Below are 10923 nucleotides of genomic sequence, written 5' to 3'. Positions count from 1 at the left end.
GTGCGCTTTCCCGCCTCAGAGGCTATCAAGCCCACCTCTTCAAGCATGGCCAAGTCGCGGTAGGCGGTAGAGATACCGACACCCAACTCCTTGGAGACGAGACTTGGGCCTGCGAGGCCGGACTCAAGCACCAGCGCCAGCACGTTCTTCTGTCGAGCGGAGAGGCGCGGTCGCGCCACCGGAGCCTCTTGCGGTTCTATCGCTGCGGCCTCAAACGACGCCTGTCGCGCGTCACCAGACACCGACACGCCCTCGCGTGCATAGATAGGAACCGGCCGCTGTGCGGTGGCGTCGTTGTGAGGAGTGCGTCCTGCATGGATCGTGACTACGGAACCCACGCCGAGGTTGTCCTCGATTGCCAGAGACCCGCCCGAGTGAACCAAGAAGTCACGTACGATCGGAAGTCCCGAACCCACGCCGCGAATGTAGCGCTTCAACTCGCCAGCCGCAGTCGTGAATCCAGGAAGGAGTGCGCGGTCCTTGTCGGCGATGCCGGGTCCCTGGTCGGCGAAGCGAATCGTGGAACCAGCGTCGAGGATCGACACGACAGGTTCGGCAAAATCCGCGTGGATGAAGTTCTCAGCGACCTCCCGAATCACCGTGTACGGAATCGACCCGCCCTCAGAGCGCGAGAGCTCGTGAACGCGAGCCGAGAGTGCCTCGATGAACTCGCCGACTGGAGCCGGCTCAACGTCAACAATACGCGGCGCCGCGGAAAGGGCGTCGTAGACGGCGATCCTCGCGCGCGTACGTATATGAGATACCGTTTGGACCGGAGGACCAGCTGGTACGTCAACGCCGGTTGTCGAGGCAACGGGCACCACGACGGCCGTGGAATAAAACGATTTCATCTCCCCCGACTTTCCAATTGTACGGACTCGTCCACAACTTCATCCACAGGCTGCACTAGAACCCCCAAAGCCGAAACACCTGCTGACACCCGTATCTACCTGCACTCTTTCATCGAATCAGCAAGCCGTTCACGGGCCCCAAGTGGCCTTTTCACGTTTATCCACAGAACTTTCCACATCTGGGGAAAGTGCCTTTCCGGTGATGTGCCCCCAAACGTAAGATGGCTGCTCCGGGTCGGCGTTTGTTGGGCGAGCTTTCCGGAGGGTTGTGGAAATGTGAGCCCGAGAGGAGCGCATTGTGGAAAGGTGGACTCCAGGGGCGGGCCCCTTCAGGGTCGCCGCACCTTACCGATTGCCACAAGCCGCGCCCCGGGTTCCTGAGGCGATGAACGGCAGATATTCGGTGCCGAATGGCAGATATCAAGGCCACGGGAGTCACTCCGAGCGGTCCCGCGGGTGCCGCCGACTATAGCAAGCTGACCAGAGGCGAACAACGGTATCCGCGAAGTTATCCACAGGTTCCACAAGCGTGAGTCCTGCGTTTTCCACAGTATCCACAGATTGGATGCCAGTTTTCGCGCCAAGCGGAACAAGCCTCTGACCTGCGTAGACATCGGGATGGAACGCGTGTTCGACGCGTCGATACCTGAACAACTCATCTTGGTGAGCCGTGCCACAGCAGATCTCGTTGGACGTTTGACACGGGCCGAACAGCACGCATATACTCGTCGGGCTTTGCGCCGAATCCGGCGCGCATCAAGGAGGAACAACTGTGAAGCGTACATACCAGCCTAATGTTCGGAAGCGTGCGAAGACGCACGGCTTCCGTGCTCGCATGGCTACCCGCGGCGGGCGCGCCATTCTTGCTCGTCGTCGTCGCAAGGGCCGCAAGGTCCTGAGCGCCTAGCCCTCAGGGGCCAGGAACAGGATGTGGGGACATGGGCACGATAAAGTCCTCGCGAGAGATCGACCGGATCTTTCGCGGAGCCAAACGAGCGGCCCATCCTCTACTCATAGTGCTAGCAGCACAGACGCCTGAAGGACGCGGCCATAACGGCCGCGTCGCGTTTATCGCAGGGAAAAGACTCGGCGGCGCCGTTCTTAGGAATCGGTGTCGCCGTGTCTTGCGCGAGGCGGTTCGGCGAGCTCGCGGGCCGTGGTCCGGGTGGGACGTCGTCCTCATTGCCCGCGAGGGCACGCCTACCGCGACTGCCGATCAGCTCGACGACGCCCTAAGCCGCGTGCTAGCCAGAGCGGGTGTGGCGTGAAGACATTGTGGGCGCGCGCCGTGGCGTTGCCTCGGCAAGTAGCGATGCTGCTCATCATCGGGTATCGAAGGTTCATCTCGCCGGCATTCCCGCCTTCTTGCAGGTTTACGCCGACGTGCTCGGCATATGCGCTAACATCTATCGAACGCTACGGAGTCATTAAGGGGGGTTGGCTAGCCGTGAAGCGAATCGGCAGATGCCACCCCTGGAATCCCGGCGGATATGATCCCGTCCCCTAGGGGGCGTTCAAAGGCTACTTAGGAGGAGTTCTGTGAACTGGTACTGGTGGAATCAATTCCAACAGTTGATCTTTTACGCGCTTCTGTACTTGAAGGGGATTACTGGCGACTGGGGCATGGCGATCATACTGCTCACCGTCGCGCTTCGTCTCGTGCTGACGCCGCTGACCTGGAAGCAGACTAAGTCCATGGTCGAGCTTCAGCGAATCCAGCCCAAGATCAAAGAACTTCAAGAGAAGTACAAGGATGACAAAGAGAAGCTCCAAGAGGAGACCCTCAAGTTCTACTCGGAGAACAAAGTAAACCCGTTCGGCGGATGTCTTCCGTTGCTGCTCCAGATGCCAGTGCTTTTCGCGCTATACGGCGTTCTGGGCACCCGCGAGCCCGCGTTCATGCTTAAGTACCTTGAGGCCCACCACGAGATCGGCACGTTCTACCATATTATTCCAAACGTTGCCAAAACGCCGCAGATGATTTGGAACACGCACAACTACGTGGCGGCGATCCCCTACATTCTCCTTGTCATCCTCTTCGGGGTCAGCGTCTGGCTCCCACAAGCCTTGATGCCAGGCGACAAGCAGCAGAAGCAGATCGGTGGCTTCATGGCCATCTTCATGCTGTACTTCGGCTGGGTCTCCCCTGCCGGTGTTCTCCTCTATTGGGACATCTCCAGCATTTGGGGTCTCGCGCAGCAGCAGATCACCATGACTGTGACGAAGCGGGAACTGGCCGCGCTCGAGCCAGCTCCGACACCAGGCAAGAAGAAGAAGGCAAGCGCTTCGCCCCAGGCTGAGGCCGCTGTCGCCGAGAAGAAGCCTTCCAACAAGAAATCGAACAAGAGCTAGCACAACGCCCAGGGCGTTTCTTGAATGGAGCGTGATCGAATGCTGACGGAGTGCGTGAAAGTGGCGGCAAGCGTCGCCGAGGCTGTGGACGCTGCTCTAGAAGAGCTTGGTGTTCAGCAGGATGCCGTGGAGTACGAAGTTCTAGCCGAGCCGGGGCACAAGGTTTTCGGACTTGGCGCCGACCGCGAAGCCAAGGTGAGGGTCTGGCTGAAGCGCTCGTACCTCGCGTCGCTGGAGGCGGCGTCTGCAGAAGCCGCCGATGAGGGGGCCGCCGAATCGCCCATGCCCGTCGAGTTGCGTACGGATTCCACTGAAGAGTTGAGCGACGAGGATCTGGACAAGGTCGCAGATACCGCTGTGACTGCTTTGCAGACCGTCCTGAGCCTCTTCGGCATCGAAGGAAGCAGCATCGAAGAGTATGAAGGCGACGAAGGCGAGATCATCCTTGATGTTGTCGGTGGAGACCTGGCTCTCCTGATCGGGCGACACGGACGCACCTTGGATGCATTGCAGGCGCTGGTTTCGGCAATCACCAACCGCCAATTGGGTTTCCGGTATCCGGTCGTCGTCGATGTCGAGGGGTACCGTCATCGGCGCCGACAGAAGATTGAGGACATTGCTCTCCGCGCGGCCGACAGGGCTTCCCGGCAGCATATCCCAGTTCGGCTTCGCCCGATGACCGCTTACGAGCGTCGCGTAGTACACGTCGCGCTCCGCGACGATCGCAGAATCTCGACGGCAAGCGAGGGCGAAGATCCTTTCCGCATGGTGGTTATCTCCCCCAAGTAGTCAAGGCAGCTCATTGGATGCAAGAGGAGGGCGCCGAACCAGGCGCCCTCCTCTGTTCGTCAGGGTATCCACGATGCCGCTTCTTGGACATGCTGCCACGACCAAGCGGTTGCGAACTCTGCGCAAGGGCCGCCAACATCCCGAGCGGCGCGGATTCCTGTCACTCGCCCCGCCCAGACGAACTCGTCAGGCAGGTCAGCACCGCTCGGGTGCGGAGGCGGGATGCGACCCGCCTACTGATGGGCGAGAAGTTCACGGCGCGGCCTATCGGGCCTAGGCTCGGTCACAACCGATTAGGCTTGTCGTGACGCGCGTTCAACAGCTAGCGATGCGGCAACGCGGCTTCGTCCCGACCGGCACGGTTCACCCCCGACAAGTCGGCCCACCTGTGGCCACACATCTACAATGCGACCCAGAGGAACTTCGCGCCGAGCCCGGGATTAACGAATCGGCGAGCGTGGCCACCCGATGTTTCACGTGAAACCTTCTGGAGCTGGCGCGGCTGAACTGGCTGAGGGTTCCGGACGCAGGCGTCGATGTTAGAATCAACCACAATGCGTTCAAGGAGAGGTTTCACGTGAAACATCCTGTACCTGTACCTGTACCTGTCGGACTCGATCGGACCTTTGCCCATGAGCTGATTGAACTGGGACTCCGGGTTGGTGCGGAGCACCAAGACTGGCTACTTCAGTATCTTCTCTTGCTTCTTGAGGCAAACAAGCGAATCAATCTTACGAGCATTACCGACCCCGAGGTAGCTGTTCGGCTGCATCTGGTGGACTCGTTGGCGTCACTGCCCGAGCTGGCCGACGCCCCGATTGGTTCCTTGCTCGACATCGGGTCCGGCGGCGGGCTTCCGGGAATCCCCCTCGCAACGGTTTCGGGGCGGTCAGGCGTCCTCTTGGACTCTGTGGCCAAGAAGGTCGCAGCAGTCGCTTCGGTTCTTCAGTCGCTGCCGTCGCCCGGGACGACCATCGAAGTCCGCGCAGAGCGAGCTGAAGAAATCGGTGCTTCTGGCAAGGCGAGATTCGCGGCAGTGGTTGCCCGGGCCGTTGCTCCCCTCCCCTCCCTGGTCGAACTCGCCGCACCGTTGTTGTTGGATGGCGGCACACTCATTGCGCTTAAGGGCACGCCCGCTGAGTCAGAGTTCAGATCGGGGTCCAAGGCTGCGAAGCTTGTCGGTCTTGAGGAGTCGGCGCGAAGACAGCTTCGACTGCCTGGTGGCGGGGAGGCTCGGACCATTGTGGTGTATCGCAAGACGCACAGCTCGAGCATCGACTTGCCGCGGCGGACGGGGCTCGCTCAGAACTCACCGCTGGCATGACTCCCCTGCCGGCGCTGTTTCACCTATACTGCTGAGCGCATAGCAAGCACGTCTACGATCTCAGGGAGAGGCGACGTTGGACTCTTCGGCCAGTGGGAACTCCAGCTCGAGCGCGATGGTGCTTGCCGTTGTGAATCAAAAGGGCGGTGTCGGCAAGAGCACGACTTCAGTGAATCTCGCCGCAACCCTTGGCCAAGCCGGGCAAAAGACCCTGCTGGTGGACCTTGATCCACAGGGCAACGCGACATCGGGCTTTGGGTTGAACAAGAACCAGCGCGAGTTCTGTATCTACAACGCGCTCCTCGGGGATACGGACATCGCCTCAATCATCGAGCCGGTGGAAATCGACGGTGTGTTCGTCGTGCCGGCAACAATCCAGCTTGCTGGCGCCGAAATCGAGCTAGTCTCCGCTTTCAGTCGCGAGACCAAGCTCAAAACAATCCTCGATGGCGTGCGCGACGACTTCGACTTTGTGATCATCGATTGCCCGCCGTCGCTTGGCCTACTGACCATCAACGCGCTGACGGCTGCAGACGGCCTCCTCATCCCGATCCAGTGCGAGTACTACGCCTTGGAGGGCCTTTCGAAGCTGTTGGACAGCGTGCGACTGGTGAAGACCCACCTGAATCCTGAGCTCGAAGTGTTCGGTGTGGTCATGACTATGTACGACTCGCGAACCCGTCTTGCGCAGCAGGTCGTTGATGAGGTGCGCGACTTCTTCGGTGACAAGGTATTCCGCACGCTGATCCCTCGCACGGTCAGGCTTTCAGAGGCTCCGAGCTTTGGGAAGCCCGTCACGCTCTACGACCCGACCGGCAAAGGAGCCGAGGCCTACCAGAATCTGGCGAAGGAAGTGATCGATCGTGTCTAGAAGAGGGCTCGGCCGCGGGCTTTCGGCTCTAATACCGAGCGCGTCGCAGGAATCGCAGACGAATGGTGAGCTGCACGAGTTGGCGATTGATATGATCACCCCCAACCCCGGGCAGCCCAGAACGGATATTAGCGAAGAGGGGATCCAGGAGCTGTCGGATTCGATTGCCAAAGTCGGGTTGTTGCAAGCGATTATTGTTAGGCCGCTCGGAGAGGGTTATCAGATAATCGCCGGGGAGCGCCGTTGGCGAGCCGCACGTCTTGCTGGGCTAGAGAGGGTCCCAGTGCGGGTTCTCTCGAAGAACGAGACGGAGTCCCTTGAGATTGCTCTTATCGAGAACCTGCAACGCCAGGACTTGAACTCGATTGAAGAAGCCCGGGGTTACCGCCGACTGTTGACTGAATACCGGATGACCCAAGCAGAACTTGCCGAAAAGGTCTCGAAGTCTCGCTCGGCAATCACGAACGCGCTACGCCTGCTGGACCTCCCGGATGAGGTTCAAGAGCTGGTCTACGACAACAAGATGACTGCCGGGCACGCCAGGGCCGTTCTGTCCGTTTCGGACGAGCCGATTAGACTGAAGCTCGCGCAGAAGATTGTTGACGAGGGTCTATCAGTTCGTGATGCGGAGAATCTGGCCCGGCTCTACGCCGCCGGCCAAACTGAGCGCGCGCCACGACCGATTACGCCCAAGTCTTTCAAAACGGTGGCGCGCAAGCTTCGGCGATTCCTCGGCACGAATGTGCGCGTGAAGCTTGCGAAGGACAAAGGCAAGATCGAGATTGAATTCCAGAGCGAGGATGACCTCGAGCGCATATTCGCTCTACTGACTCAGGTGGAGGGCTCTGATTCCGGGGAGGAGACAGCCGAATGAGACGAAATCTGGAATATCTTGCCATCGGCATCATCGTCGGCGCGGTTGGCGGCTTCCTCGCGGGGCTCTTGATTGCGCCTACCAGTGGTCAGAAGACACGTGAACGCTTGGCCAACGAGGCCCTGAGGGCCGCTGACGTGGCCCGGAGTATTGCCGAGCAGGCCGAGAACGCCGCCGAGCTGTTAGGCGGGCGCGTCGAGCACTACCTAGGCAGAGATGAAGAGGTGGCGTGGCGCAAAGTTCGAGAGATCAGAGAGGGCGTCCAGCGCTATACCCAAGCGCAGGCTTGATGTCAGACCTGCATGGCACCATGGTTTCACGTGAACCAAGGAGTGCCCGATGTCGCTTCGCCTGATCACCGGTACCGCGAACGCGGGGAAGACCGGAGCTGTGCTCAAAGAGGCGCTCGCTGCAGCCGCGGCGGGCGCCTCGCCGATTGTTGCCGTGCCGAACCTGGTCGATGTGCGGCGTCTTGAGGCCGAGATCTCCGGCAAGTCGCCGCTCGGAGTTCGGGTCGTGACATTGCGCCAATTGACGCTTGAGCTCTGGTCGTTGTTCGGTGACGGCCGGCGGATCGTCGATGATTCTACGCGCGAAGAGTTGCTGCGACGTGTTGTCAAGGACGGCGTAGAGGAGTCGATCGCTGTTGTCGCCCCCGCCCCCGGGTTCAGGCGTCTGCTCGTAGGACTGGCCATGGGCTCGTCAGCCGAGGAAGGGGGAGCGCCTCTTCGAGGTTCGCCGACATCGGCTATTGAGGGACTACTGGCGCGATACCGGAGCGAGTTGGCCAGCGCGGGGCTCATCGAGCAGAGATGGGTCGGCGGCCTGCTCGCCGCGCAGGCGCCCAGGATCGGCGGGCCGCTCGGTGTGATGCGGTTCGATTCGCTGGCCGCGCACGAGGTTGAGATGCTTGCCGGCTTGTCCCTCACCAACGAGGTCACGGTCGCACTCACATGGGAACGTATGTTTGCCCCTACTCGAGCGAACGACGGCGCCATCGAGTACTTCAACGGGATGGCGTCCTCATTCGTAGAGCTTGCGGGTCCGCCCGCGCATCAGGAGATCCAAGTGCTAGGCCGGAGGCTCTATTCGAGCGGCTCGGCGCTGGAAAGCCGCCAGGACGTCGTGGTCGGGCTCGCCTCAGGAGGAGAGGCGGAAGTCGCGATGATCGCCCGCATTGTTGCGGACGAGCTTGGCAGCGGGGTCCGTGCAGAGCGCATCGTAGTAGCGTTTCCGCATACCCACCGGCGTATCGTCGCGCTTCGCACTGCGCTGCGGTCGCGTGGTATCTCAGCTGAGTTCGACGTTACCGTACCTTTTCAATCAACAAGCTTCGGCCGGGCTTGGCGTGCGCTCGTGTCCTTGGCCGGCGGGGGAGGGAGTCGGACCGAAGCCCTGACATTTATTGCCAGTCCGTACTCTGGCGCACACAGTGAGGCGGTTCACCAGCTCGACCGAGAATGGCGTCAGGGCCGAACGGGTGATTCCCGAGTCCTCTTCAACGGTGTGGCTCGGCTCGGCGGCGAATGCGAGTTCGCCGCGCGTCTCGCACGGCGGGTGGCGACACAGCCACTGTCAGCCGACACGCTCCTGATGTGGCAGGAATTGTCAGACGCCATGCTTGCAGCGGCGGCGTCGAAGACGGTCGGTATGGCTCCCGGTATCACGCATTCGGAGGATTCCGCGGCTCATCAGGCCCTCAATCGAGTGCTCGCACAGCTCGCACGCGGGTCAGTCGAACCGCCGGGCCTCGAGGACGTGTTGACTCTGGCAGCGACGATTCAGGTCAGTCAGCCGACTAGTGAAGCGCCGGGGAACGTGCAGGTCTGCGACTTCTCTCGTGTTGGGTCACGTAGATTCGACGTCGTGGTGCTCGGGGGTCTCACGGAGGACGAACTCCCGCTCGGGACCAAAGACTCGATGGAGGAACTGCTACAGCGCGAAACGGTGCGCCGGCTTGAAGGGGAGGCGGGGGACCGGGTGCGCCTGCAGTTCTACTCGCTGCTTTCGCGCGCCAGGCGAAAGCTCTACCTGGTTCGACAGGAGGCGGACAGCGAGGGGAGGGAGCTTAGAGCCTCTGAACTTTGGGAGGACGTTCTGGATGCCTATCGACCCTCCGACGTGCCCGCCGGGGATGAGGAAGGCGCCCCGCTGCCGTGTCTCAGGCTTGCGCGCGCCGACATCGAGGAACTGGCGCCCGCACTTACTGTCTCGAGGCGCCAAGAACGTTCGCGGGCGGACCGAATGCGACTGTCGGTGCCTATACGGAATGCCGTCGTCAGCGCAGAAGGGCTGTCGGCCCTCGCAAACGAGTCGGTGTCCTCGGCGACGGAGATCGAAGCCTATCTCGCGTGCCCGTATCGGTGGTTCTACGAGCGCATCGTGCGTCCGGAGGAGATCGACGAGGCGTTGGGCGCCCGGGAGTTGGGGACCCATGCGCATGGGCTGCTTGCGGCCTTTTATCGGCGGCTGAGGGCCGAGTCGGGGCACCAGCGGGTGGCGCCGGAGTGGCTGGGCGAGGCATTGAACCTATTCGACGAAGTTGCGGCACAGGCGGGTCGAGCGACTACGGCGCAGAGTCTGTCAGAGGAGATGCGGCTGGCCCGAGCGGTCGCTTGGGCACGCAATGTCGTGGGTCAGGACGCTGCGCTGCTCCCCGGCTTCGTGCCCGAGCTCTTCGAGTTCGGATTTGGTGACGAGCCCCCGTTCACGTTCGCCGGGTTCCCGTTTCGAGGCCGAATCGATCGCATCGACGCAGGCTCCGAGGGCGTGTTTGTGACGGACTACAAGTCCTCGAGGGAAGTTACAGGCCTGCAGAAGCTTGGAGCCGACGGCAAGGTGCAGGCCGTCATCTACGCCTGCGCGGCACAGCACGCGCTCGGCAGACCGGTCTGCGGCTCAGTCTATCGGTCCATGAGTAGCGGGCACCTTCGCGGTTTCTGGCGACACGATCTGCTCGGCGTGCTCCCGGTGGGGATGTGCGAGGACGACGCCTTGGACGAGGGCGGGTTTGACGCCGTCGTGGACAGCACCGAAGAGCGGGTCGCCGAGGCGATCAGAGGCATGCGTGCTGGACGCATACCGCGTACGCCCGCGGTCAAGGGCGCGTGCACCCACTGCTCGCTATCCGTGATCTGCGAGGGGGCGCGCGCATGAGCATCGAGCTGAACGAAGATCAGCGCGTTGCCGCTGAATGCCTGAGCCGCTCGGTACTGGTAACGGCGGGCGCCGGGTCTGGCAAGACGAGAATGCTGACTCAGCGCTTCGTGAACGCGGTCATCCCAGGGGCTGTCGACGGGTGGCGGCCAGCCAGTGTCGACGAGCTTGTGGCGATTACGTTCACCGATAAAGCGGCCGGCGAGATTGCCGAGCGAGTGCGGCTGGCGCTGCGCGCCTCCGATAGAGCGGAGGACGCGCGGTGTGTGGGCGATGCGTGGATCTCCACGATCCACGGGCTATGCAGCCGGCTTCTGCGGCGTCACGCGTTCGAGGCCGGCGTGGACCCGCTCTTCTCAGTGGCCGACACCGTTGAGACGGGGCAGCTGCGAGAGGCGGCCTTCGAGAAGGCGGCGCGCGCCCAGCTCGCCTCCGATGACGGGACGATCGCCCTGTTCGATGCCTATCCGTACGACGCGTTGTTCTCGGCGGCAAGGGAGATTGCTCGCGAGCTGGCGGTCGCGGGGACAAGGCCTGCGGACATTGCGCTGGAGCCAGCGGAAAGCCCGGCGGCGCTGCTCGGTGACGCTCAGGACTTGTTCCGACGGGGGATGACGACGTGCGACCTCGGTTACTCCGGTTCGAGCCCTGATCCGTGGGAGCACGCGGGTCGTTGCGAGGAGCTGCTAGGCCAGTGCTCGGCGCT

The 10923-nt window shown here is 61.9% G+C and carries 10 protein-coding genes; 9 read left to right on the top strand and 1 reads right to left on the bottom strand.

Going from position 1 to position 10923, the window contains the following annotated elements; all coding sequences use genetic code 11:
• Positions 1–851 (bottom strand): ATP-binding protein (locus P4L93_05895; GenBank protein ID MDR3686468.1); only part of this gene is annotated, 851 nt, incomplete at its 3' end.
• Positions 852–1623: 772 nt separating this feature from the next.
• Here P4L93_05895 and rpmH point away from each other — a divergent pair.
• The 9 genes from rpmH to P4L93_05850 form a co-directional block, all read left to right on the top strand.
• Positions 1624–1758 (top strand): 50S ribosomal protein L34, encoded by a 135-nt coding sequence (gene rpmH, locus P4L93_05890; GenBank protein ID MDR3686467.1) that lies wholly within the window; start codon positions 1624–1626, stop codon positions 1756–1758.
• Between the two features lie 405 nt (positions 1759–2163).
• Positions 2164–2358, top strand: coding sequence for a membrane protein insertion efficiency factor YidD (gene yidD, locus P4L93_05885; protein ID MDR3686466.1), 195 nt, complete (start codon positions 2164–2166; stop codon positions 2356–2358).
• Positions 2359–2390: 32 nt separating this feature from the next.
• The gene (locus P4L93_05880) at positions 2391–3203 is read left to right on the top strand and encodes a YidC/Oxa1 family membrane protein insertase (GenBank protein ID MDR3686465.1); all 813 of its coding nucleotides are present in this window, start codon (positions 2391–2393) and stop codon (positions 3201–3203) included.
• A gap of 39 nt (positions 3204–3242) precedes the next feature.
• Positions 3243–3992, top strand: coding sequence for an RNA-binding cell elongation regulator Jag/EloR (jag, locus tag P4L93_05875; GenBank protein ID MDR3686464.1), 750 nt, complete (start codon positions 3243–3245; stop codon positions 3990–3992).
• Positions 3993–5431: 1439 nt separating this feature from the next.
• Entirely contained in the window at positions 5432–6187 is a 756-nt protein-coding gene (locus P4L93_05870; GenBank protein ID MDR3686463.1) for an AAA family ATPase, read from the top strand.
• Positions 6180–7061, top strand: a complete 882-nt coding sequence (locus P4L93_05865; protein ID MDR3686462.1) for a ParB/RepB/Spo0J family partition protein — start codon at positions 6180–6182, stop codon at positions 7059–7061. Before P4L93_05870 ends, P4L93_05865 begins: the two co-directional genes overlap by 8 nt.
• Positions 7058–7351 carry a YtxH domain-containing protein gene (locus tag P4L93_05860; protein ID MDR3686461.1) on the top strand — a complete coding sequence of 98 codons (294 nt, stop codon included), beginning with the start codon at positions 7058–7060 and terminating at the stop codon, positions 7349–7351. Before P4L93_05865 ends, P4L93_05860 begins: the two co-directional genes overlap by 4 nt.
• A 49-nt stretch (positions 7352–7400) precedes the next feature.
• The gene (locus P4L93_05855) at positions 7401–10217 is read left to right on the top strand and encodes a PD-(D/E)XK nuclease family protein (GenBank protein ID MDR3686460.1); all 2817 of its coding nucleotides are present in this window, start codon (positions 7401–7403) and stop codon (positions 10215–10217) included.
• Positions 10214–10923 (top strand): UvrD-helicase domain-containing protein (locus tag P4L93_05850; protein ID MDR3686459.1); only part of this gene is annotated, 710 nt, incomplete at its 3' end. The genes P4L93_05855 and P4L93_05850, both read left to right, overlap by 4 nt.

It is taken from the genome of Coriobacteriia bacterium (assembly GCA_031292615.1).
GTDB lineage: Bacteria > Actinomycetota > Coriobacteriia > Anaerosomatales > JAAXUF01 > JARLGT01.
Note: the sequence above shows the minus strand (reverse complement) of the source record. Positions and strands in the feature narration are given on the sequence as shown.